Below are 22,162 nucleotides of genomic sequence, written 5' to 3'. Positions count from 1 at the left end.
CGAACTCGAGCCCTGACGCGCCTTCGCGTCGGGGCTTTCTCACTTTCCCTCGAGGAACTACCCCCCATGGCGGCATTGCAGCAACGCACCATCGACCTCCTTCGCGGACATCAGGAAGCGGTCCTGGCACAGTGGGCCGGGCAGCTGGCCGCCCAAACCCAGGATGGCCGGATCGGCGCCCGCGAGCTTGAGAGCCAGACCCGGGAATTCTGGCGCCTGTTCCAGGCTGCGTTGTCCACCTCCAGCGCCGGTGGCGTGGGCGGAAAGGAGTGGCAGGAGATCCGTCACTTTCTGGAGCAGTTGTCGCGCGATCGCGTGTTGAAAGGCTTCAGCTCTTCGGAAACGGCCAGCTTCCTCTTCTCCTTGAAGCGGCCCGTCTTCGAACTGCTCCAGAACAGCTTTGCCGAAGACGCCGGGGTCCTCGGCGAGCAGCTCTGGGCGGTCTCGGAGCTGATTGACGACCTCGGCCTGCACAGCGTGAAGGCGTTCCAGAAGACCCGCGAGGAAGTGATCCAGCGCCAGCAGGAAGAAATGCTGGAACTATCCACCCCGGTGGTGAAGTTGTGGGAAGGCGTCCTTGCGCTGCCGATGATCGGCACGCTCGATTCCCAGCGCACCCAGGTGGTGATGGAGTCGCTGCTGCAGCGGATCGTCGAGACCGGCTCTGAAATCGCCATCATCGACATCACCGGCGTGCCCACCGTGGACACCCTGGTCGCCCAGCACCTGCTCAAGACCGTCACTGCGATCCGCCTGATGGGCGCCGACGCGATCATCAGCGGTATCCGTCCGCAGATCGCGCAGACCATCGTGCACCTGGGCCTGGACCTGCAGGGCATCGTCACCAAGGCCAACCTGGCCGACGCGTTGGCGCTGGCGCTCAAGCGCACCGGGCAGGTGGTCACCAAGGCGGCCCACTGAAATGGACCGTATCCCTATCCTGCAGATGGGAAAGCTGCTGCTGGTCACCATCCAGGTGGACATGCATGACCAGCTGGCGTTGACCCTGCAGGACGATCTGAGCGAGCGCATCCAGCGCGAATCCGCCCACGGCGTGCTGATCGACATCTCTGCGCTGGATATCGTCGATTCGTTCATTGGCCGCATGATTGCCAACATCTCCGCGATGGCCAAGGTCATGGATGCCTCCACGGTCGTGGTGGGCATGCAGCCGGCGGTGGCGATCACGCTGGTGGAGCTGGGCCTGACGCTCGACGGCGTGCGTACAGCGCTCAATGTCGAGCGCGGCATGGCACTGCTGCGGCAGACCACCGAAGACGCTTCATGAGCGGCACCAGTGGATCCTTGCCGATCCGCGTCGAACAGGACGTGGTGCTGGCCCGCCAGGCGGTTCGCCAGTTTGCGGTTGCAAACAAGATGAGCCTGATCAACCAGACCAAGCTGGTCACCGCGGCCAGCGAGCTGGCCCGCAACGCCGTGATCTACGGCGGTGGCGGCAGCATGGACTGGTCGATCGACGAGTCAGGCCTGCGCCGCGGCCTCAAGCTGGTGTTCTCGGACAACGGACCGGGCATTCCCGATATCGCCCAGGCACTCACCGATGGCTGGTCGTCGGGCAGCGGCATGGGCCTGGGCCTGTCCGGCTCGCGCCGTCTGGTGGACGTGTTCGAACTGGACAGTGCGCCGGGCAAGGGCACGCGCATTGCCATCACCAAATGGATCTGAACTTCTCCGGTCGCGTCACCGAGGTCGTGGTGGTGGAGGAAGTCTCGCAGGTGGGGCAGGCGCGCCGCACCGCCCAGTCGCTGGCTGACGCCATCGGGTTCGACGAGGTCGACGCCGGCCGCGTGGCGCTTGCCGCCACCGAGCTGGCCACCAACCTGATCAAGCACGCGCGCGGCGGCCGCATGTACCTGTCGGTGGTGTGCGGTCGCGGGGGCGACGGGGTGGAGCTGCATACGCTCGATGCAGGTCCCGGCTTCTCGCTGGCCCAGTCGCTGCCGGACGGCTACTCCACCGGCGGCACGCAGGGCCAGGGCCTCGGGGCGATCAAGCGCCAGGCCACCGTTCTTGACGCCTGGTCGGACGACAAGGGCAGCGTGGTGGTGGCGCGCATCTACGCCAGCCGCGCGCAGCGCGACGTGGACCTTCCGTACGGCGCGCTGCGCCTGGCGATGCGGCATGAGCTGGCCTGCGGCGACGCCTGGCACCTGCGCGCGGATGCGCAGTCGGTGGGCGTGACCCTGGTCGACGGCCTTGGCCACGGCCTGTCGGCCTCAGATGCCGCCCAGGCCGGCGTGGCCGCCGCCGCCCAGCGTGGCAATGCCGCACCGGTAGAAGTGATCGCTGCCATGCATGCGGGCATGTCCGGTACGCGCGGCGGCGCCGTGGCCGTGGCCAGCGTGGAGGTGGCTACTGGCGCTGTGCAGTTTGCCGGTATCGGCAACATCGCCGCCGCCCTGCACGAGCCGACCGCGACCCGCGGCATGGCCTCGCACCCGGGCATCGTCGGCGTGCAGTTCCGCAAGGCGCAACCATTCCACTTTCACGCGCCCGCAGGCACGCTGTTGCTCATGCACAGTGATGGACTGCAGGCCCGCTGGAACCTGCGCGACTACCCCGGCTTGCTGCACCGCCACCCGGCCCTGGTCGTGGCGGTGCTGCAGCGCGACTTCGATCGGGGCCGCGACGATACCGGCATCATCGCCCTGCGGCTTGGAGACCTGCATTGAACGCGCCTTCGACGGAAGTGGAACTCAGCCAGCTGCGTGCCGAGGCCGACGCCCTGCGCGCCGAACTGGAAGAAACCAACCAGGGCGTGCTCGCCCTGTATGCCGAACTGGACCAGCAGGCCGAGCAGCTGCGCGAAGTGTCCGAGCTGAAGAGCCGGTTCCTGTCCTACATGAGCCATGAGTTCCGCACGCCACTGGGCTCGATCCTGAGCATGACCCGGCTGCTGGAAGACGGCATGGACGGCCCGCTGACAGACGAGCAGCGCCGCCAGGTGCGCTTCATCAGCGGCTCGGCCGGCGAACTGCGCGAGATGGTCGACGACCTGCTGGACCTGGCCAAGATCGAGGCGGGGCGGATCACCATTTCGCCGGCATGGTTCGAGCTGATGGACCTGTTCTCGGCATTGCGCGGCATGTTCCGGCCACTGATCGAAGGCAACCAGGTGGATCTGGTATTCGAAGATCCGCCCGCACTGCCGATGCTGTACACCGACGACAAGAAGCTGGCGCAGATCCTGCGCAATTTCATTTCGAATGCGCTCAAGTTCACGCCCAACGGGCAGGTGATCGTGTCGGCGAAGCTGGTCGACGCGCACTCGCTGTGCTTCAGCGTTCGCGATACCGGTATCGGCATTCCGCAGGACCTGTTGCCCACCTTGTTCGAGGATTTCGTGCAGGTCGACTCGCCGCTGCAGAAGCGCCTGCGCGGTACCGGTCTGGGCCTGTCGCTGTGCAAGCGCTTTGCCGAGCTGCTGGGGGGCACGGTGGGCGTGACCAGCGAGCTGGGCGTAGGCTCGGAGTTCCATGTCACGCTGCCGATCAAGCTGGCCGCCGAGGACACTGCCGATGCCAACGCGTGACCGGATCCTGATTGTCGACGACAACGCGGTGACCCGCTATTCCGTGCGCCGGGTGCTGGAGCATCACGGCTTCCGCGTGGAAGAAGCGGGGACCGGCGGTGAAGGCCTGGTCCAGCTCAGGGAGCAGGATTTCGGCGCGCTGGTGCTGGACGTCAACCTGCCCGATATGAGTGGTTTCGACGTGGTGCGCGAACTGCGCGCCGACCCGCGCCTGCAGTTGCTGCCGGTGGTGCACGTGTCGGCGGCGTCGATCGCCACCGGTGACCTGATTACCGGTCTGAACGCAGGCGCTGATGCTTACCTGATCCACCCGGTCGATCCGGACGTGCTGCTGGCCACGCTGCGCAGCCTGCTGCGTGCCCGTCGCGCCGAAGACGCGCTGCGTGAGGCCGAGGCACGTTTCGGTGAGATTTTCCGCCAGGTCAGCACGCCGATCGCGGTGCTCGATGGTCACTTGCAGGTGCAAGAATCCAACGATGCGTTCAAGCGCCTGCTGGGGGGGCACCTCGGTGAAGGCGAGATCGAATCGTTGCTGGATCACCAGGTCGGCGCGATGAGCGCGTTGAAGGTCGCACTGGCCGAGGGCGAACGCTGGCAGGGCACGTTCGCGCTGCCGTTGCTCGGCAGCCGTCGCATGACCGAATGGCGGGTCACGCCCTACAGCGCGCCGGGCCTGGGCCTGGTGCTGGTGGAAGACATCACCGAACGCCATGTGCGCGAGCTGGAACAGCGCCAGGAGCTGGAGAGCGCCAACAGCGAGCTGGCCTTCCAGATCGCCGAGCGTGAGCGCACCGAAATGGAGCTGATGCAGGCGCAGAAGATGGACTCGCTGGGCCAGCTTACCGGCGGCATCGCGCACGACTTCAACAACCTGCTGACCACCATCATTTCCGGCCTGGACATGATCGAGATCGCGGCCAGCAGCGGCAAGTGGGACAAGGCCAGCCGCTACGTGGATATCGCTACCGCTTCGGCGCACCGCGCTGCGGGGCTGACCCAGCGCATGCTTGCCTTCGCGCGCAAGCAGCCGCTGGACCCCCAGCCCTTCGACGTGGTCGCCCGGGTCCGCTCGCTGGAAGACATGCTGCGCCGTTCGATCGGCGAGAACATCGAGCTGGAACTGGAGCTGGGCGCCGATCCGCTGGTGGCGGTGGCCGACGCCAACCAGTTCGAGAATGTCATGCTCAACCTGGTGATCAATGCGCGCGACGCGTTGGCGGGGCAGGGCCTGATACGGCTGCGTGCCAGTCGAACCCACATCGACCGCGACCACGAGCTGTCCCCCGGCGACTACATCAGCGTCAAGGTGATCGACAACGGCACTGGCATTCCGCTGGAGCTGCGCGGCAAGGTGTTCGAGCCCTTCTTCACCACCAAGCCGCAGGGCGAGGGCACCGGCCTGGGCCTGTCGATGACCTACGGTTTCGCCCGCCAGTCCGGCGGCAGCGCCCGCATCGCCAGCGAGCCCGGCGAGGGTACCGAGATCGAACTGCTGCTGCCGGAAGGCCGTGAGGCAGCAGCAGAAGCGCCGGCCGCGCCGGCGCCGGTACAGCGCGGCCACGCCGAGCGCATCCTGCTGGTGGATGACACCGAGTCGGTGCGGATGATGGTGCGCGAGATGCTGGTCGAATCCGGCTACCAGGTGGTGGAGGCCACCAACGCCCAGCAGGCGCTGCTGGAGCTGCACTCCGGACGGGAGGTGCAGCTGCTGCTGTCCGACGTCGGCCTGCCCGGCATGAACGGCCGCGAGCTGGCTGACGCCGCCCGCGCTCTGCGCCCGGCCCTGCCGGTGCTGTTCATCACCGGCTACACCGAAAGCGCCGCGGTCCGGCACGAATTCCTGGGCGAGGGCATGTCGCTGCTGCCCAAGCCGTTCAGCGTGCACGACCTGCTGCGCAGCGTGAGGAGCATGTTCGGGTCGGTATGATGGCGCCCTTCTGACGTCGTCCCGGCCCCCTCATGTCCGTTTCCTACCCGCTGCGCCAGCAATGGCTCGGCAACATCCGCGGTGACCTGCTGTCCGGCACCGTGGTCGCGCTTGCGCTGATCCCCGAGGCGATCGCCTTTTCCATCATTGCCGGGGTCGACCCCAAGGTCGGCCTGTACGCCTCGTTCTGCATCGCGGTGGTCACCGCCATCGCCGGTGGCCGGCCGGGCATGATCTCGGCCGCGACCGGCGCCATGGCGCTGGTGATGGTCGACCTGGTCAAGGACCACGGGCTGCAGTACCTGCTGGCGGCGACGATCCTGGCCGGTCTGCTGCAGATCATCGCGGGCGCGTTGAAACTCGGTGCGCTGATGCGCTTCGTGTCGCGCTCGGTCATCACCGGCTTCGTCAACGCCTTGGCCATCCTGATCTTCCTGGCGCAGATGCCCGAGCTGATCGGCCGCTCCTGGCAGGTCTGGGCGGTGTGCGCCGCCGGCCTGGCGATCATTTACCTGCTGCCGCGCCTGACCCGGGCAGTGCCCTCGGCGCTGGTCGCGATCGTGGTGCTGACCGCGTTGTCGATCGGGCTGCACTGGGACGTGCGCACGGTGGGCGACATGGGCGCGCTGCCCGACAGCCTGCCGGTGTTCCTGTTCCCGGACGTGCCGCTGACCTGGGACACCTTGAAGCTGCTGCTGCCGGTGTCGGCCACGCTGGCGGTGGTGGGCCTGCTCGAATCGATGATGACCGCGCAGATCGTCGAAGACATGACCGACACGCCCAGCCAGCGCAACCGGGAGTGCGCGGGGCAGGGCCTGGCCAACATCACCGCCGGTTTGTTCGGCGGCATGGGCGGCTGCGCGATGATCGGCCAGTCGGTCATCAACGTGTCCTCCGGCGGGCGTGGTCGCCTGTCGTGCCTGTGGGCCGGGGTGCTGTTGCTGCTGCTGGTGGTGTACGGCGCGGAGTGGGTGCGGCAGATTCCGATGGCGGCGCTGGTCGCGGTGATGATCATGGTCAGCATCGGCACCTTCCACTGGCGCTCGTTCGCCGAATTCCGCCTGCACCCGAAGAGCTCCTCGGTGGTGATGGTGGCCACGGTGGTGGTGACGGTGGCCACCCACGACCTGGCCAAGGGCGTATTGACCGGCGTGCTGCTCTCGGCGCTGTTCTTCGCGCGCAAGGTGGGCCGGCTGCTGGTGGTAGCCGATGAGGTGGACGCCGACGGCGTGCGCATCTACCGGGTCAGCGGCCAGGTGTTCTTCGCCTCGGCCGGCCAGTTCGCCGAAAGCATCGACTACCAGCACGTCCCGGCGCGGGTGGTGATCGACCTGACCCATGCCCACTTCTGGGACCTGAGCGCGGTGGGCGCGCTGGACCGGGTCACGGCCAAGCTGCGCGCGCACGGTGCGCAGGTGGAGGTGGTGGGTCTCAACGCGGCCAGCCAGACCCTGGTGGAGCGCCTGGGCCGGCCGCAGTCAGAGGGTGCTGCCCCCGGCGGTCACTGAACCGGGTCAGGATTCGGCCCTCAACATCGGTAGCACAGCGCCGTTACCGGGGGATGACTCCCCTGGATTTCCCCCGCATGTCCGCGTCTCCTTCCGTTGCCTCCAAGCGCCCCGGCAGCATCGCCAACCGTCTGATGCTGGGTACCGCCCTGATCGCCATGCTCTGCTTCGGCGTTACCGCCGCGCTGAGCTACCACGAGGCCAGCCAGGCACTGCTGGCGTCTTCGCAGCGGACCATGGAAAGCGAGGCGGAAGCGGAATCGCGCCGGGTCGGCGCCGACCTGGCCGCTGCCTTTGCCACCAGCCAGGCGCTGGCCGACAGCCTGGTCGTGCAGCACCAGGCGGGCGGCCTGACCCGGTCCACCGCCGCGCAGGTGCTGCGCCAGCAGGTGCAGTCGCACCCGGAATGGGCCGGCATGGGCATGCTCTGGGAGCCGCAGGCGTTTGATGGAAAGGATGCCGATTTCGTCGGTGCCGAGGCGCACGACGCCACCGGCCGCTTCATGAGCTACTGGGCCTGGCAGGACGGTACGCCGGTGCAGGACGTGCTGAAGGGCTATGACGTGCCCGGGGACGGTGACTGGTACCTGCGCCCGCGCGAACTGAAGCGGCAGACCGTGAGCGAACCGTACCAGTACGAGATCGGGGGGAAACAGGTGCTGATGAGCACCTTGTCGACCCCGGTGCTGGATCAGGGCGGATTCCTCGGCGTGGTGACCGTGGACGTCGGGCTTGCCGCGCTCCAGGAGCGACTGGCGGCGCTGCGTCCCATGGGGCAGGGTCATGTGGAGCTGATTTCGCCGGGCGGCATCGTGCTGGCGGCACGGGACGCCAAGCAGATCGGGCAGCGTCGGGACGACGCATTGACTGCCGGGATCCTGGCGGCAGTTGCCAGCGACAAGCGCTTCGAAGCCTTCGAGCCCGATGCCGCCGGCAACGTGAAGGCCTATGTGCCGCTTCGCGTGGGCAGCAGCCAGGAGCGCTTCGCGCTGGGCGTGATCGTTCCGTATGCCCTGATCACGGCGCAGGCGCGAGCGCTGCTGTGGATCATCCTGGGTGTTGGCCTGGGGGCGGCGCTGGTGCTCAGTGCGAGCGTGTACCTGCTGCTGCGCCGGCAGGCGATCCGACCGTTGGCCGACGCAGTGCGGTTGTCTGCCGACATTGCCGACGGCAGGCTGGACAGTGCGCTGCCGGCTGCGCGCGACGACGAAGTGGGGCGCCTGCTCGAATCGATGCAGCGCATGCGCGGCCAGCTGCGCGCGGTGATGGCCGCGCAGGGTGAGATGGCACGCCGCCACGAGGGGGGCGAGCTCGGTTTCCGCATGGACGCAGATGCGTTCCCGGGTGAGTACGGGCGCATGGTTGCCGACACCAACCAGCTGGTGGGGGCGAACATCGCAGTGACCCGTCGACTGGTTGACGTGATGCAGCGTTACGCAGTGGGCGATCTCTCGCCGGACATGGACCGTCTGCCTGGCGAGCAGGCGGCCTTCACCGAGGCGATGGATACCACCAAGGCCAACCTGCGTGCGATCAATTCCCAGATCGGCGACCTGGCCGGTGCCGCTGCGCGGGGCGATTTCAGCCAGCGTGGCGATGCGGTGCGCTTCAAGCACGACTTCCGCGCCATGGTCGAAAACCTCAACACCATGATGCAGGTCAGCGACCACAACCTGCAGCAGATTTCCACGCTGCTGCGCGCGATCGCGGTCGGCGACCTGACCGCGCGCATGCACGGCGAATTCCATGGGGTGTTCGCGCAGATGCGCGACGACGCCGATACCACGGTCAGCCAGTTGACCGACATCGTGGGCCGTATCCAGCAGGCCACCGGCAGCATCAACCTGGCCGCCGGTGAAATCGCCTCGGGCAACAGCGACCTGTCGCGACGCACAGAGCAGCAGGCGGCGAGCCTGGAAGAAACCGCCGCGTCCATGGAGGAACTCACCTCGACCGTGCGCCAGAACGCGGACCATGCGGTGCAGGCCAACCGGCTGGCGGCCGGCGCTGCCGAGGTGGCCGCGCAGGGTGGGCAGGTGGTCGGCCAGGTGGTGACCACGATGGCCGGCATCGAAGCGGCCTCGAAGCGCATCGCCGAGATCATTTCGGTCATTGACGGTATCGCGTTCCAGACCAACATCCTGGCGCTCAATGCGGCCGTCGAGGCCGCGCGCGCCGGTGAGCAGGGCCGCGGCTTCGCGGTGGTCGCTTCGGAAGTGCGCGCGCTGGCGCAGCGCTCGGCCGGTGCGGCCAAGGAGATCAAGCAGCTGATCGACGACTCGGTGGAACAGGTGACCGAAGGCTCGGCGCTGGTGCAGGCCGCCGGCCGCACCATGGAAGAAATCGTCAGCGGCGTGAGTCGGGTCAACGACATCATGGCCGAGATCTCCGCCGCGTCGAAGGAACAGTCGGCGGGCATCGAGCAGGTCAACCAGACCATCACCCAGATGGACGAAACCACCCAGCAGAACGCGGCGCTGGTGGAAGAAGCCACCGCTGCAGCGCGTGCGATGGAAGAGCAGGCGCAGCACCTGGGCACCGCCGTGGCGATCTTCCGCACCGTCGGGGGCGCCTCCGCCCCGGCGCCGGTCGCCCATGCGGCGTAGCCCGACCAGGCCGGGCGGATGTGCCGTCACACATTCGTCCATGAATTGATATAGGGTGCGCATTCCGCGCGGCACGGAGCCCTGCGGCGAACTGGAATGCACCGAGAAAAATCAGACCATGTCGAGCGTAGTGATGTCCCCTGAGCGCCCCGAGGCCGGCCCGCGCATCCTGCCGTGCCCGGTTGCCACCCAGGCGCAGCACCTGTTGGCCCACCTGCAGTTTTCCCATGTCGGCCTGCGCGCACTGGCGCAGCCGCAGCAGGCGACCGACGTCGCCGTTGACGCTGCCACGGCCTGAGCCGGCTCCTGGGGGGCTTGATCTGCGCAATCGGGGGTCGAGGACGACCGGTTCCCGGCGGTGGCCCCGACACTGCTTGAACCGGCTGGCCGCGCGCCCCCGATCCGCCTGAATAGGCAAAGCCTTGTGCCGCAAGGGTTGCAGCGCGTTGTCGCAACTGACCCGCTTTGATCCCTCTCCACTTTGCTGAATGGGGGGAATCGACCGAAAGGCCCTTCGCGCTCGGCTTACATTTGCCCCCCTATGCTGGGCCGCATTTTTCGCCTCAGCGCCGTTGGAGAGTACGTGGGTTCCGCCAGTCACAGACATCAGCCCGCCGCCGCCCACGGCCGCGCGGCCGCGCAGGATAGCCACGCATGAGTGTGCAGGACGTCAATACCGCCCTTGATGCGGGGCGGTCCGTGCTGCCTGCCGAAACCCCGCTGGGCATGCCCGAACAGAGCTTCGTCGACGGACGCCTGCAGGTAGCGCGCCAGCGCACCGCGCCGCGCATGATCGCCCTGCGCCGCTTCTACATCTTTGGTGGTACCGCCGCGATGACCGTCGCCGCCACCGCGATGATGTGGAAGGTGCTCGCGGTCAACGGCATCACCGTGCTGGAAGGCTGCCTGCTGGTGCTGTTCGTGGCGCTGTTCGCCTGGATCGCGCTGTCGTTCGCCGGTGCACTGGCCGGCTTCCTCACCGCCGTGTTCGACCGGGGCTACAAGCTGGGCATCGACCCCGACGAGCCCCTGCCGCAGGTGCATACCCGCACCGCGCTGCTGATGCCGACCTACAACGAAGACCCGCGCCGCCTGCTGGCCGGGCTGCAGGCCATCTACGAGTCGGTGGCCAGCACCGGGCAGCTGGAGCAGTTCGACTTCTACGTGCTCAGCGACACCCGTCGCGAGGACATCGGCGCGGCCGAGGAAGAGGCCTTCGCCGAGCTGTGCGCGGCCGTGGGCGGGCACGAGCGCCTGTTCTATCGCCGCCGCGGCAGCAACAGCGGGCGCAAGGCCGGCAACATCGCCGACTGGGTGCGCCGCTTCGGCGCCGGCTATCCGCAGATGCTGATCCTGGACGCGGACAGCCTGATGACCGGCGACACCATCGTGCGCCTGGTCGCCGGCATGGAGCACAACCCGGACGTGGGCCTGATCCAGACCCTGCCGGCGGTGATCGGCGGGCGCACCCTGTTCGCACGCATGCAGCAGTTCGGCGGGCGTGTGTATGGCCCGGTGATCGGCCGTGGCGTGGCGTGGTGGCACGGCGCCGAGAGCAACTACTGGGGCCACAACGCGGTGATCCGCACCGAGGCCTTTGCCGAAAACGCGGGCCTGCCGCCGCTGCCGGGTCGGCAGCCGTTTGGCGGGCACGTGCTCAGCCATGACTTCGTGGAGGCGGCGCTGATGCGTCGCGGCGGCTGGGCCACGCACATGGTGCCCTACCTCAAGGGCAGCTATGAAGAAGGTCCGCCGACCCTGACCGACATGCTGGTGCGCGACCGCCGCTGGTGCCAGGGCAACCTGCAGCACGCCAAGGTGGTGGGTTCGCGCGGCCTGCACTGGGTCAGCCGCATGCACATGATGATCGGCATCGGGCATTACTTCACCGCGCCGATGTGGGCGATGCTGATGCTGATCGGCATTGCCATTCCGCTGTTCCAGGGTGGCATCGACTTCAGCGAAGTGCTGCATCTTTCGCCCGGCGTGTACTGGCGCCAGCAGGACGAAACCCAGGTGATCCGCATGTTCGCGATCACCATGGCGGTGCTGCTGCTGCCCAAGGTGCTGGGCTACTTCGCCATGCTGCTGGATCCGGCCGAACGCCGGGGCTGCGGCGGCGGCATCCGTGCATTCGTGTCGATGCTGCTGGAAACCGTGCTGGCCGCACTGATGGCGCCGGTGGTGATGTACGTGCAGTCGCGCGGCGTGGCCGAAGTGCTGGCCGGCAAGGATTCGGGCTGGGACGCGCAGCAGCGCGACGATGGCGGCATTTCCTGGCCGGCGCTGATCAAGGGCTATGGCGGCTTGAGCGTGTTCGGTCTGTTCATGGGCGTGCTGGCCTATGCGGTGTCGCCGTCGCTGGCCGCCTGGATGGCGCCGGTGGTGGTGGGCATGGTGCTGGCGATCCCGGTGGTTGCGCTGACCTCCGACCGTCGTGCCGGCCAGCTGCTGCACCGCCTGCGGCTGATGGAAATCCCCGAAGAGACCAGCCCGCCGACGATCCTGGTACGCGCTGCGGAACTGCGCCGCGCGGCGGCCGAACGCGCCGGACACTGATCCGGCGCTCCGCGTGCCCCATAATGCGGCCAGAACGTTCTGGAGCCGCTTGATGTCGCACACGCTGGAAACCGTAGTCAACGAAACCGCCGCCAACCCGCAATGGGCCGTGATCTGGCTGCACGGCCTGGGCGCCGATGGCCACGACTTCGCGCCGATCGTGCCCGAGCTGCTGCGCCCGGGCTGGCCGGCGATCCGCTTCGTGTTTCCGCATGCACCGGTGCAGCCGATCACCATCAACAACGGCGTGCCGATGCGCGCGTGGTACGACATCGTCAGCATGGACTTCGCGTCGCGCGCCGATGCGGCCGGTGTTACCGCGTCGGTGCAGGCGCTGGATGCGTTGGTGGAAGCCGAAATCGCGCGTGGCATCCCGGCCGAACGCATCCTGCTGGCCGGTTTCTCGCAGGGCGGGGCGGTCATCCTGAGCGCCGCACTGCGCTGGACGCGGCCCATCGCCGGGCTGATCGCGCTGTCCACCTATCTGCCGGACCCGAAGGCCGCCGCCGATGCACGCGTGGCGGACGGCATCCGTCCGCCGGTGTTCATGGCGCACGGCGCGCACGACCCGGTGATCCCGCAGGGCATCGCAGTGGAGAGCGCCGGCATGTTGAAGAGCCTGGGCTTTCCGATGGAATGGCATTCCTACCCGATGGCCCACCAGGTCTGCGCCGAGGAAATCCAGGCGCTGGGCAACTGGCTGGACGCACGCTTCGGCGTGGCCTGAGCCATGAACGACCCGCGCCAGCAGCCGTGGTTGCCGGAGCTGTGCCGCCTGCCGCGGCTGGGCGCGATGCTCGGCCTGGCCGAGCTGGTGGTTGTGGTGGTGGCGTTGGCGCCGGATGGCACGCGGCAGTGGAGCGTGTCCGACTTCCTGTCGGCCAGTGCGCTGTCGCTGTGGCTGGCGCTGGCGGTCACGGTCAGCCTGTGCGCCGCGCGCACGCTGTTGTCGCGGTTGCCGGAAGCGCTGGGCGCAGTGGTGGCGGTGGCGATGACGGCGCTGATCGCAGCGGTGTGCACCGGCATCGTGCACGCACTCTTTGCCGCGCTCGGCGCGACCGGCTTCGCCGGTGACGTGGGCTTCTGGCGGTTCACCCTGGGCTGCGCGACGGTGACCGCGTTGATCGTGGCGCTGGCACTGCGCTACTTCTACGTCAGCGACCGCTGGAGCGCGCAGACCGTGGCCAATGCGCGCGCGCAGGCCGACGCGCTGCAGGCGCGGATCCGCCCGCACTTCCTGTTCAACAGCATGAACCTCATCGCCAGCCTGGTCCGGCGTGATCCGGAAGTGGCCGAGCGCGCGGTGCTGGACTTGTCCGACCTGTTCCGTGCCGCGCTGGGTGCGGGCGAGGGAGATTCCACGCTGCAGGCCGAGTGCGAGCTGGCCGAGGCCTACCTGTCGATCGAATCGCTGCGCCTGGGCGATCGGCTGCAGGTGGAATGGCAGCGTGGAGACGCGCTGCCGTTGGCCCTGCCGATGCCACGCCTGGTCCTGCAGCCGTTGGTGGAGAATGCGGTGCTGCATGGCATCTCGCGCCTGCCGGACGGTGGCAGGATCGTCATCGCACTGGCCTGCGAAGGCAACCTGCTGCATCTGCAGGTGCGCAATCCGGCGCCCGATCCCGAAGCGCGTGCGCTGCCGCTGATGCAGGGCGCCGGCCATGCACAGCGCAACATCGCGCACCGCCTGGCCTGGCGCTTCGGCCCGGCCGCGCGGATGACGGGGGCATGGGCCGACGGCTACTATGCCTGCGACATCTTCGTGCCCGTCCAGTGAGGAAGCCTGCTTGAGAGTGGTCATCGCCGACGACGAACCGCTTGCGCGCGAGCGCCTGCGCAGCCTGCTGGCGGAGCAGCCCGGGGTCGAGGTCGTGGCCGAAGCCGAGAACGGCGAGCAGGCCCTGCATGCCTGCGCCGAGCTGCAGCCGGACCTGGTGCTGCTGGACATCGCCATGCCCGGATTGGACGGGCTGGAGGCGGCGCGTCACCTGGCCACGTTCGAGCCGCGCCCGGCGGTGGTGTTCTGCACCGCCTACGACGCGCATGCGCTGTCGGCGTTCGAGGCGGCGGCGATCGACTACCTGATGAAGCCGGTGCGCAGCGAGCGACTGGCCGCCGCACTCGAGCGTGCGCGCATGTTCCTGGCCGGTCGCAACGGCCAGCCGGCGGCGCCCAGCCAGCAGGCGCGCACGCTGCTGTGCGCGCGGCTGCGTGGCAGCCTGCGCCTGATTCCGGTCGAGGACATCCATTACCTGCAGGCCGAGGAAAAGTACGTGGTGGTCCACCACGCGCGTGGCGAAGACTTGATCGAAGAATCGCTGAAGTCGCTGGAAGAGGAATTCGCCAGCCGCTTCGTGCGCATCCACCGCAACTGCCTGGTCGCCCGCCACGAGCTGGTGGAACTGCGACGCAATGGCGCAGGCCAGGTCCAGGCGGTGCTGCGCCATGGCAAGGCGCCGCTGGAAGTCAGCCGCCGCTGCGTGGCCAGCCTGAAGCAGGATCTGAAGCATCTGTAGGCGATAATGCCCGCATGGATACCCTGCGCATCGCCACCCGAAAGAGCCCGCTTGCCCTCTGGCAGAGCGAACACGTTGCCGACCGCCTGCGCCAGGTCCATCCCGGGTTGGAGGTGGTGCTGGTGCCGATGAGCACGCGGGGCGATGAAGTGCTGGATCGTTCGCTGGCGGCCATTGGTGGCAAGGGCCTGTTCCTCAAGGAACTGGAGCTGGCCATGCTGCGTGGCGAAGCGGACTGCGCGGTGCATTCGCTCAAGGACGTCCCGATGGAGCTGGATGCGCCGTTCGCGTTGCCGGCGATGCTGGCCCGGCATGATCCTGCCGACGGTTTCATTTCCAATCTCTACGCCTCGCTCGATGCGCTGCCGATCGGCGCGCGGGTGGGCACCTCCTCGCTGCGCCGCCAGGCCCAGCTGCGCGCGCTGCGCCCGGACCTGGAGCTGCAGGACCTGCGCGGCAACGTCAACACGCGCCTGGCCAAGCTGGACAACGGCGGCTACGACGCCATCGTGCTGGCCGTGGCCGGCCTGGAGCGACTGGGGTTGGGCCACCGGATCGTGGCGCGGCTCAACGCACCCGAGTGGTTGCCGGCACCGGCGCAGGGCGCGGTCACCGTGGAATGCAACGGCGACGATGCCAGGGTCATGGCCCTGTTCGCAGCGCTGGACGATGCGCGCACGCGCGCCTGCGTGGAAGCCGAGCGCGCGATGAACCGCGCACTGCACGGCAGCTGCCATGTGCCGGTCGCCGGTTACGCGCAGTGGGAAGGGGAGAACCTGTTCCTGCAGGGCCTGGTCGGCGGGGTCGCCGATGGCCGCCTGGTCCGCGCGGAAGCGCGCGGCCCGGCTGGCAACCCGGATGCGCTCGGCAAGGCCGTGGCGCAGGGGTTGCTGGATGGGGGCGCCGGCGACCTGCTCGCCGGCTGACGCCTTACTTGAACTTGTAGACCACGTTCATCGTGGTGAGCGTGTCGGTCTTGCGCTTGTCTTCGGCGACGTCGCTGTTGTAACGGGCCTGCCAGGCGGCCTTGAGCGCCAGGTGCTCGTTCATGCTTACCGACACGCCGAAGTCGTTCTGGCCGAAGGTGTTGTACGAGCCCGACTCGACCAGCAGGGTGTTGATCAGGTCGGTGTTGGGGGTCAGCGAGTACTTCACGTCGAACAGTCCGCGGCCGATCAGGCCGGTACGGGTCTCATCGTTCTCGGTGTTGTGGGTGCGGCGCACACCGGGGCCGATCTGCGCGTCCATGTAGAAGCGGTCGCGGTCCATCAGCCGGGTGCCGTAACCCAGACCGAACGAGCTCTGGCGGTCGTAGGTGGCGAAATCATCGCGCTCGTAACGCACCGTGGCAGTGATCTGGCGGTGTTCACCCAGCTGCAGCGCGCTGCCGGCGCTGCCGGTGTAACGGTTGGCGGTGGTATTGCTGCGCTTGGTGACGGTGCCGTCCACATCGTTGGTTTCGGTGTATTCCGAACGCGAACGCAGGCCGAACAGGTCCATGCTGTGCACCCAGTCGTCATCGGTGTAGCGCAGGCGCAGGCGGCCGTTGGCGCTTTCGGTGTTGCTGTTGCCGCGTGCCGAGGCGAAGCCGAGTTCGCCGCCGCTTCCGCTCCAGGGCGAGGTCATCGCGGCCAGGTCGGTGGTGTCCTGCGCGAAGGCCGCGGGGGCACTGAGCAGCAGGGAAGCAAACAACGTCACGCGCAAAGACATCAACGGTTCTCCGGATCAGGCGGGGAAGGAGCAACGCGTGATGATACTTGATGCCTTCACGCGGTTTTTCCTTTCCAGGCCCGTGCTTTAGGCGACGTTCGGACTTTTCGCCTGTTCAGGGGAGGTCGATGCGCAGCGTGTCGTCATTGAAGCGGCTGTAATCCACGGTGGCCTTGAATGCCTGGCCCTGGGTCTCGCCTTGCCGCTCGATCCGCAGCGGCAGGCCCTGTGCGCCGATCCAGTACAGCAGGCCATCGGGCGCGGCACGGGCGTGGCGCACGCGGTAGCGGCGTGCGGTCTCGCCGCCGACGCGGTCATCGCCCAGGTCCTCGACGGCCAGGTCGGCAGCCACCGCATCGGCCGGCAGCGGGCTGCGCCATTGCGCCAGCAGACCCGGCGGCACCGGCACCTGGCGGAGTTCGCCGGCGCGCTGCAGGAAGAAGGTGTCGCCGATGATCGTCTGCACACCTTCGTCGGTCTGCAGCCGGTAACGGTCCGGGGCCACGAAGTCCATCGTCGCCTCCAGCGTGCGGGGCCCCTGCATGTGCAGGGTGGCGTGGAAGCTGCGCAGCTGGCCGAACCGCTGGCTCGCGGCCAGCACCGCCTGGGCCGGGTCGGTGGCCGCCGGCACCGACGGCGCAGCGGTGGGGGCCGGGGCAGTGGGCGTGGGCGACTGTCCGCAGGCAGAGAGCAGCAGGGACAGCACGGCAGCAGCGGGCAGCAGGCGCATGGTCAAGGGTGGGGACGGTGGGCGAGGGGGTTCACGATAGCGGAAGTTCGGACCGGGGCCGCCACAACGGCGGCGACTCGGACATAATCGGGTCATGGACCGATATGAACGCATCAACGCCCTGCATCGTCTGCTGAAGTCCGCCCGCTATCCGGTCACGGTGGCGACCCTGCAGGAAAAGCTGGCATGTTCACGCGCCACCGTCTACCGCGACCTGGCTTTCCTGCGCGACGCGCTGATGGCCCCGGTCGAGGGCGATGGCGAAGCCGGTTTCCGCTACCAGGACGACGAGAGCGCCCGCTTCGAGCTGCCCGGGTTGTGGCTCAGCTCCGAAGAGCTGCACGCGTTGCTGGCCTCCCAGCACCTGCTGGCGCGCACCGGCGGCGGCGTGCTGTCGTCGGTGCTGGCACCGCTGCAGCAGCGCATCGAGGGCCTGCTGGCCGCGCAGGCCGGCGTGTCCAGCTGGCCAGTGGATCGGGTCCGGGTCATTCCGCACCGCGGCCGCAAGTTCGACGAAGCCAGCTTCCGTGCGGTGGCCTCGGCGGTGCTGGAGCGCAAGCAGCTGGCGTTCGAGTACCGGGCGCGCTCCACCGACGAGGCGACCAAGCGCACGGTCTCGCCGCAGCGCATGACCCACTACCGCGACAACTGGTACCTGGACGCCTGGGACCACGGCCGCGAAGGCCTGCGCAGCTTTGCGGTGGACCGCATCTACAAGGCGCGCGTGGTCGACACCAGCGCCCGCGACGTCGATGACAGCGAGCTGGACGAGCAGCTCGGGGCCAGTTACGGGATCTTCTCGGGCCCGCCCAAGGGCTGGGCCACCATCGTGTTCAGCGCCAAGGCCGCGCGCTGGGTGGCCGACGAGCATTGGCATTCGAAGCAGCAGGGGCGCTTCCTGGCCGATGGCCGCTACGAGCTCAAGGTGCCTTACAGCGTCTCGCGCGAGCTGCTGATGGACGTGCTGCACTATGGGTCGGACGCGGAAATCATCGAGCCGGCCATGCTGCGCGAGCAGGCCAAGGCGCTGCTGGAGCTGGCGCTTACGAATTACCGGTGAGGCTTCAGCCACGCAGGGCGTGGCTCTACCCCGTGCGGCTGCGGTATGGTTGGGGGCTACTGCATCCCCCCGGATTCGACCGCCATGAAAAAGTACCTGTTGCTCCCATTGCTGGCCGCTTCGCTGGCTTTGGCCGCCTGCGGCAAGCCCGCTGCCGACTCCAGCAAGCTGGTGGTTGCCGCCACGGCCGTGCCGCACGCCGAGATCCTGGCGGTGGTCAAGCCGATCCTGCAGAAGGAAGGCCTGGAGCTGGACGTCAAGGTCTTCAACGACTACGTGCAGCCCAACGACCAGCTGGTGCAGAAGCAGGTGGACGTGAACTACTTCCAGACCGAACCCTACCTGGATGCCTACAACCGCGACCGCAAGACCGACCTGACCAAGGTCATCGGCGTGCATATCGAACCGTTCGGCGCCTATTCGCGCCGCTTCAAGTCGCTGGCCGACCTGCCGGTCGGCGCCGACGTCGTGATTCCCAACGACCCGAGCAACAACAGCCGCGCGCTGATCCTGCTGCACAAGGCCGGCGTGATCACGCTGAAGGACCCCGGCAACGCACTGGCGACCCAGCGCGACATCATCGCCAACCCCAAGCAGCTCAAGTTCCGTGAGCTGGATTCGGCCATGCTGCCGCGCGTGCTCGACCAGGTCGACCTGGCCCTGATCAACACCAATTACGCGCTCGACGCCGGGCTCAACCCGACCCAGGACGCGCTGGCGATCGAAAGCAAGGATTCGCCGTACGTGAACTTCCTGGTCGCGCGCCCGGATAACAAGGACGACCCGCGCGTCCAGCAGCTGGCCAAGGCCCTGACCAGCCCCGAGGTGAAAGCCGTCATCGCGGAAAAATACAAAGGCGCGGTGCTGCCGGCGTTCTGACCGGTAGAGCCACGCCCTGCGTGGCTGGCCGCGGTCACCCCACCCGGAACCCCATCGTCGCTTCCACCGCCTGCTGCCAGCCGGCATACAGCGCCTCGCGCTGTTCGGCTGACATCTGCGGCGTGAAGCGGCGGTCCACCGCCCACTGCTCGGCAATTTCCGCGCGGCTGCGCCAGAACCCGGTGGCCAACCCGGCCAGGTAGGCTGCACCCAGCGCAGTGGTTTCGGCCACCTGCGGGCGCAGCACCGGCACGCCGAGCAGGTCGCTCTGGAACTGGGCCATGAAGTCGTTGGCGATGGCACCGCCGTCGGCACGTAGTCCGGTCAGTTCGATCCCCGCGTCGGCCTGCATCGCGGCCAGCACGTCGCGGGTCTGGTAGGCCATCGATTCCACCGCCGCGCGGATGAAGTGCTCCTTGGTGGTGCCGCGGCTGAGCCCGAACACCGCGCCGCGCACGTCGCTGCGCCAATAGGGCGCACCCAGCCCGACGAAGGCCGGCACCATGTACACGCCGCCGTTGTCCGGCGCCCGTTCGGCATAGGCCTGGCAGTCGCTGGACTTGCCGAACATGCGCAGCCCGTCGCGCAGCCACTGCACCACCGAGCCGGCCACGAAGATCGAGCCTTCCAGCGCGTACTCCACGCGTCCGTCGATGCCCCAGGCAATCGTGGTGAGCAGGCCGTTGCGCGAATCCACCGGGCGCGTACCGGTGTTCATCAGCATGAAACAGCCGGTGCCATAGGTGTTCTTGACCATGCCCGGTTCAAAGCAGGCCTGGCCGAACAGCGCAGCCTGCTGGTCGCCGGCGATCCCGGCAATGGGAATGTGCTGGTCGAAGAAGAACTGCGCCTGGGTGGTGCCGTAGACCTCGCTGGAGCTGCGCACCTCCGGCAGCATCGCGCGCGGGATGTCCAGCAGCGCCAGCAACTGGTCGTCCCACGCCAGGGTGTGGATGTTGAACAGCAGGGTGCGGGCCGCATTGCTGTAGTCGGTGACGTGGGCGGCCCCGCCGGTGAGGTTCCAGACCAGCCAGCTGTCGATCGTGCCGAACAGCAGCTCGCCGCGCTCGGCGCGCGCCTGCGCGCCTTCCACATGGTCGAGGATCCAGCGGATCTTGGTCGCGGAAAAATAGGCGTCCACCAGCAGCCCGGTGCGCGCGTGGATCAGCGGTTCGTGGCCGTCGGCCTTCAGCCGTTCGCAGATGGCCTGGCTCTGCCGCGACTGCCAGACCACCGCATTGTGGATCGGCTGGCCGGTGGCCTTGTCCCAGACCACGGTGGTTTCGCGCTGGTTGGTGATGCCGATCGCCGCGATCTGGCGCGGGTCGACCTGTTCGCGGTTGAGCAGTTCGGTCAGCGTGGTGTAGACGCTGGTGAGGATTTCGCGGGGATCGTGTTCGACCCAGCCCGGTTGCGGGAAATGCTGGGTGAACTCGCGCTGGGCCACCCCGACCATGCGTCCGCCGCGGTCGAACAGCATCGCGCGCGAGCTGGTAGTGCCCTGGTCGATGGCGAGTACGTAGTGCTTGTCCATGGGGTGGCCTTGGTGAACCTTCGGCAGGATAACCGCGGAGCCGGGCGGGGTCAGGTGGGTGTGGCCGGCATTTCGGGGAGCCGGCCGGCGGCCGGCACTACGCGGCTGACCAGGTACGAGGCCACAGACTGCTGCTGCCCGGGATCGAGGCGCAGGCCGAAATGCGTGCGTCGCCACAACAGGTCCTCGGGTTCGCGGACCCACTCGTGCTCCACCAGGTAGTCCACTTCGCGTGCATACAGTCCGGCGCCGAAATGCTCGCCCAGCTGCGAAACGGTGTGCGCTTCGCCCAGCACCGCGCGCACGCGCGTGCCGTGGCGACGTGCCATGTCGTGCAGCAGCGGCTCCGGCAAGTGCGGATAGGCGGCCAGCAGCGCCGGCAGCAGCGTGGCCAGCGTGCCGCCGTCACCGCCGGGCAACGGCGGTCCGCCCGCGGTCCACGCGGTGTCGCTGCGGCCGAGCGCGGTTGCCAGCTGGTCGACCGCTTCTTCGGCCAGGGTCCGGCAGGTGGTGAGCTTGCCGCCGAGCACGCTCAGCATCAGTGCCTGCTGGTGGTCCAGGTGCAGGCGGTAGTCGCGGGTGACGCGGGCAGCATCGTGGTGGTGGTCGGCCAGCAGCGGGCGCACCCCGCTGAACTGCCACACCACGTGGTCGGGCTGCACCGCCGTGCGCAGCCACTGGTTCACCGATGCGCACAGGTAGAGCACTTCGGCGGGCGAGATCCGGACCCGGCCCGGGTCGCCCTCATAGTCCACGTCGGTGGTGCCGATCAGGCTGTAGTCCTGCTCGAAGGGAATCACGAACACCACGCGCTGGTCCGGTTGCTGCAGCAGGTAGGCGCTGTCGTGCGCATACAGGCGCGGCACCACGATGTGGCTGCCCTGCACCAGGCGCAGGCCGATCGGCGCGTCCAGGCCGGCCCGCTCCAGCAGGTTGCCGGCCCAGGGACCGGTGGCATTGACCACCGCGCGAACGCGCATGCGGTGCACCGTGCCGTCGGCCTGGCGCAGCACTGCCAGCCAATGGTCGCGGTGGCGGATCAGCTGTTCGCAGCGGGTGCGCACCTGGATATCCGCACCGCGCTCGCGCGCGTCCATTGCCGTGGCGATCACCAGGCGTGCGTCGTCCACGCGCGCGTCGGCATAACTGAAGGCTGTGCGGTAGCGCGGCTGCAGCGCCGCCCCGCGCGGGTCACGGCGCAGGTCCACCCGCCGTGCGCGTGGAAATGCCGGGCCGGTGTCGGCCAGGTGGTCGTACAACCAGAGTCCGGCGCGCAGCATCCACGCCGGGCGCAGGTGCCGCGCATGCGGCAGCAGGAAGGAGGTGGGCGTGACCAGGTGCGGCGCCAGGCGCTGCAGCACGCTGCGTTCGCGCAGCGCCTTGCGCACCAGTGCGAAATGGCCGAACTGCAGGTAGCGCAGTCCGCCATGGATCAGCTTGGTGCTGGCGCTGGAGGTATGCGCGGCCAGGTCATCCTGTTCGCACAGGGTGACCGACCAGCCGCGCCCCGCCGCGTCGCGCGCAATGGAAACGCCGTTGATTCCGCCGCCTACGACCAGCACATCCCGGATGTCGTCCAT

General features: G+C 68.2%; 20 protein-coding genes. 16 read left to right on the top strand and 4 right to left on the bottom strand.

Going from position 1 to position 22,162, the window contains the following annotated elements:
* The first annotated feature begins 66 nt into the window (after nucleotides 1–66).
* The 14 genes from HGB51_RS08425 (at nucleotide 67) to hemC (ending at nucleotide 15,595) form a co-directional block, all read left to right on the top strand.
* Nucleotides 67–921, top strand: a complete 855-nt coding sequence (locus HGB51_RS08425) for an STAS domain-containing protein (RefSeq protein WP_070207464.1) — start codon at nucleotides 67–69, stop codon at nucleotides 919–921.
* 1 nt (nucleotide 922) lies between these two features.
* Complete coding sequence (locus tag HGB51_RS08420; RefSeq protein ID WP_070207465.1) at nucleotides 923–1,288, top strand: STAS domain-containing protein; 366 nt, start codon at nucleotides 923–925, stop codon at nucleotides 1,286–1,288.
* The gene (locus HGB51_RS08415; protein WP_070207466.1) at nucleotides 1,285–1,686 is read left to right on the top strand and encodes an ATP-binding protein; all 402 of its coding nucleotides are present in this window, start codon (nucleotides 1,285–1,287) and stop codon (nucleotides 1,684–1,686) included. The genes HGB51_RS08420 and HGB51_RS08415 overlap by 4 nt, the downstream gene beginning before the upstream one ends.
* Complete coding sequence (locus HGB51_RS08410; RefSeq protein WP_070207467.1) at nucleotides 1,677–2,693, top strand: ATP-binding protein; 1,017 nt, start codon at nucleotides 1,677–1,679, stop codon at nucleotides 2,691–2,693. Before HGB51_RS08415 ends, HGB51_RS08410 begins: the two co-directional genes overlap by 10 nt.
* A complete protein-coding gene (locus HGB51_RS08405) occupies nucleotides 2,690–3,553 on the top strand; it encodes a sensor histidine kinase (protein WP_070207468.1) in 864 nt (287 codons plus the stop codon). Before HGB51_RS08410 ends, HGB51_RS08405 begins: the two co-directional genes overlap by 4 nt.
* Nucleotides 3,540–5,480, top strand: a complete 1,941-nt coding sequence (locus HGB51_RS08400) for a response regulator (RefSeq protein ID WP_070207469.1) — start codon at nucleotides 3,540–3,542, stop codon at nucleotides 5,478–5,480. Before HGB51_RS08405 ends, HGB51_RS08400 begins: the two co-directional genes overlap by 14 nt.
* A gap of 32 nt (nucleotides 5,481–5,512) precedes the next feature.
* The gene (locus HGB51_RS08395) at nucleotides 5,513–6,988 is read left to right on the top strand and encodes a SulP family inorganic anion transporter (RefSeq protein ID WP_070207470.1); all 1,476 of its coding nucleotides are present in this window, start codon (nucleotides 5,513–5,515) and stop codon (nucleotides 6,986–6,988) included.
* Between the two features lie 77 nt (nucleotides 6,989–7,065).
* Nucleotides 7,066–9,594, top strand: coding sequence for a methyl-accepting chemotaxis protein (locus HGB51_RS20390; protein ID WP_070207471.1), 2,529 nt, complete (start codon nucleotides 7,066–7,068; stop codon nucleotides 9,592–9,594).
* A gap of 133 nt (nucleotides 9,595–9,727) precedes the next feature.
* Nucleotides 9,728–9,892 (top strand): hypothetical protein, encoded by a 165-nt coding sequence (locus tag HGB51_RS08385; RefSeq protein WP_171966787.1) that lies wholly within the window; start codon nucleotides 9,728–9,730, stop codon nucleotides 9,890–9,892.
* A gap of 356 nt (nucleotides 9,893–10,248) precedes the next feature.
* Nucleotides 10,249–12,153: a glucans biosynthesis glucosyltransferase MdoH gene (gene mdoH / locus HGB51_RS08380; protein ID WP_070207473.1), complete on the top strand. Its 1,905-nt coding sequence runs from the start codon at nucleotides 10,249–10,251 to the stop codon at nucleotides 12,151–12,153.
* Between the two features lie 52 nt (nucleotides 12,154–12,205).
* The gene (locus HGB51_RS08375) at nucleotides 12,206–12,880 is read left to right on the top strand and encodes an alpha/beta hydrolase (protein ID WP_171966786.1); all 675 of its coding nucleotides are present in this window, start codon (nucleotides 12,206–12,208) and stop codon (nucleotides 12,878–12,880) included.
* Nucleotides 12,881–12,883: 3 nt separating this feature from the next.
* The gene (locus HGB51_RS08370; protein WP_171966785.1) at nucleotides 12,884–13,930 is read left to right on the top strand and encodes a sensor histidine kinase; all 1,047 of its coding nucleotides are present in this window, start codon (nucleotides 12,884–12,886) and stop codon (nucleotides 13,928–13,930) included.
* 10 nt (nucleotides 13,931–13,940) lie between these two features.
* Complete coding sequence (locus HGB51_RS08365; RefSeq protein WP_070208705.1) at nucleotides 13,941–14,669, top strand: LytR/AlgR family response regulator transcription factor; 729 nt, start codon at nucleotides 13,941–13,943, stop codon at nucleotides 14,667–14,669.
* Between the two features lie 14 nt (nucleotides 14,670–14,683).
* The gene (gene hemC / locus HGB51_RS08360; protein ID WP_070208706.1) at nucleotides 14,684–15,595 is read left to right on the top strand and encodes a hydroxymethylbilane synthase; all 912 of its coding nucleotides are present in this window, start codon (nucleotides 14,684–14,686) and stop codon (nucleotides 15,593–15,595) included.
* Between the two features lie 4 nt (nucleotides 15,596–15,599).
* Here hemC and HGB51_RS08355 read toward each other — a convergent pair whose 3' ends face one another.
* Together HGB51_RS08355 and HGB51_RS08350 are read right to left on the bottom strand one after the other, a co-directional pair.
* Nucleotides 15,600–16,379 carry a DUF481 domain-containing protein gene (locus tag HGB51_RS08355; RefSeq protein WP_070208707.1) on the bottom strand — a complete coding sequence of 260 codons (780 nt, stop codon included), beginning with the start codon at nucleotides 16,377–16,379 and terminating at the stop codon, nucleotides 15,600–15,602.
* A gap of 115 nt (nucleotides 16,380–16,494) precedes the next feature.
* Complete coding sequence (locus HGB51_RS08350; protein ID WP_070208708.1) at nucleotides 16,495–17,109, bottom strand: LolA-like protein; 615 nt, start codon at nucleotides 17,107–17,109, stop codon at nucleotides 16,495–16,497.
* Nucleotides 17,110–17,203: 94 nt separating this feature from the next.
* Here HGB51_RS08350 and HGB51_RS08345 point away from each other — a divergent pair, with 94 nt between their 5' ends.
* Nucleotides 17,204–18,169: a helix-turn-helix transcriptional regulator gene (locus tag HGB51_RS08345; protein ID WP_070208709.1), complete on the top strand. Its 966-nt coding sequence runs from the start codon at nucleotides 17,204–17,206 to the stop codon at nucleotides 18,167–18,169.
* An 84-nt stretch (nucleotides 18,170–18,253) separates the two neighbouring features.
* Nucleotides 18,254–19,048 carry a MetQ/NlpA family ABC transporter substrate-binding protein gene (locus HGB51_RS08340; protein WP_070208710.1) on the top strand — a complete coding sequence of 265 codons (795 nt, stop codon included), beginning with the start codon at nucleotides 18,254–18,256 and terminating at the stop codon, nucleotides 19,046–19,048.
* A gap of 34 nt (nucleotides 19,049–19,082) precedes the next feature.
* On the opposite strand, the gene glpK is transcribed toward HGB51_RS08340, so the two are convergent.
* Both glpK and glpD read right to left on the bottom strand, forming a co-directional pair.
* On the bottom strand, nucleotides 19,083–20,582 hold the full coding sequence (gene glpK / locus HGB51_RS08335; protein ID WP_070208711.1) for a glycerol kinase GlpK: 1,500 nt from the start codon (nucleotides 20,580–20,582) through the stop codon (nucleotides 19,083–19,085).
* 50 nt (nucleotides 20,583–20,632) lie between these two features.
* Entirely contained in the window at nucleotides 20,633–22,162 is a 1,530-nt protein-coding gene (glpD, locus tag HGB51_RS08330; RefSeq protein ID WP_070208712.1) for a glycerol-3-phosphate dehydrogenase, read from the bottom strand.

Origin of the sequence: Stenotrophomonas bentonitica, assembly GCF_013185915.1 — a bacterium.
GTDB lineage: Bacteria > Pseudomonadota > Gammaproteobacteria > Xanthomonadales > Xanthomonadaceae > Stenotrophomonas > Stenotrophomonas bentonitica.
The sequence above is the reverse complement of the archived record's forward strand: the minus strand, read 5'-3'. Positions and strand labels throughout refer to the sequence as shown.

What these genes read in the sequence shown, in the direction of transcription:
- HGB51_RS08425 (WP_070207464.1), top strand. Translation starts at nt 67, where the DNA reads ATGGCGGCATTGCAGCAACGCACCATCGACCTCCTTCGCGGACATCAG.
- HGB51_RS08420 (WP_070207465.1), top strand. Translation starts at nt 923, where the DNA reads ATGGACCGTATCCCTATCCTGCAGATGGGAAAGCTGCTGCTGGTCACC.
- HGB51_RS08415 (WP_070207466.1), top strand. Translation starts at nt 1,285, where the DNA reads ATGAGCGGCACCAGTGGATCCTTGCCGATCCGCGTCGAACAGGACGTG.
- HGB51_RS08410 (WP_070207467.1), top strand. Translation starts at nt 1,677, where the DNA reads ATGGATCTGAACTTCTCCGGTCGCGTCACCGAGGTCGTGGTGGTGGAG.
- HGB51_RS08400 (WP_070207469.1), top strand. Translation starts at nt 3,540, where the DNA reads ATGCCAACGCGTGACCGGATCCTGATTGTCGACGACAACGCGGTGACC.
- HGB51_RS08395 (WP_070207470.1), top strand. Translation starts at nt 5,513, where the DNA reads ATGTCCGTTTCCTACCCGCTGCGCCAGCAATGGCTCGGCAACATCCGC.
- HGB51_RS20390 (WP_070207471.1), top strand. Translation starts at nt 7,066, where the DNA reads ATGTCCGCGTCTCCTTCCGTTGCCTCCAAGCGCCCCGGCAGCATCGCC.
- HGB51_RS08385 (WP_171966787.1), top strand. Translation starts at nt 9,728, where the DNA reads ATGTCCCCTGAGCGCCCCGAGGCCGGCCCGCGCATCCTGCCGTGCCCG.
- mdoH (WP_070207473.1), top strand. Translation starts at nt 10,249, where the DNA reads ATGAGTGTGCAGGACGTCAATACCGCCCTTGATGCGGGGCGGTCCGTG.
- HGB51_RS08375 (WP_171966786.1), top strand. Translation starts at nt 12,206, where the DNA reads ATGTCGCACACGCTGGAAACCGTAGTCAACGAAACCGCCGCCAACCCG.
- HGB51_RS08370 (WP_171966785.1), top strand. Translation starts at nt 12,884, where the DNA reads ATGAACGACCCGCGCCAGCAGCCGTGGTTGCCGGAGCTGTGCCGCCTG.
- hemC (WP_070208706.1), top strand. Translation starts at nt 14,684, where the DNA reads ATGGATACCCTGCGCATCGCCACCCGAAAGAGCCCGCTTGCCCTCTGG.
- HGB51_RS08355 (WP_070208707.1), bottom strand. Translation starts at nt 16,379, where the DNA reads ATGTCTTTGCGCGTGACGTTGTTTGCTTCCCTGCTGCTCAGTGCCCCC.
- HGB51_RS08350 (WP_070208708.1), bottom strand. Translation starts at nt 17,109, where the DNA reads ATGCGCCTGCTGCCCGCTGCTGCCGTGCTGTCCCTGCTGCTCTCTGCC.
- HGB51_RS08345 (WP_070208709.1), top strand. Translation starts at nt 17,204, where the DNA reads ATGGACCGATATGAACGCATCAACGCCCTGCATCGTCTGCTGAAGTCC.
- HGB51_RS08340 (WP_070208710.1), top strand. Translation starts at nt 18,254, where the DNA reads ATGAAAAAGTACCTGTTGCTCCCATTGCTGGCCGCTTCGCTGGCTTTG.
- glpK (WP_070208711.1), bottom strand. Translation starts at nt 20,582, where the DNA reads ATGGACAAGCACTACGTACTCGCCATCGACCAGGGCACTACCAGCTCG.
- glpD (WP_070208712.1), bottom strand. Translation starts at nt 22,162, where the DNA reads ATGGACGACATCCGGGATGTGCTGGTCGTAGGCGGCGGAATCAACGGC.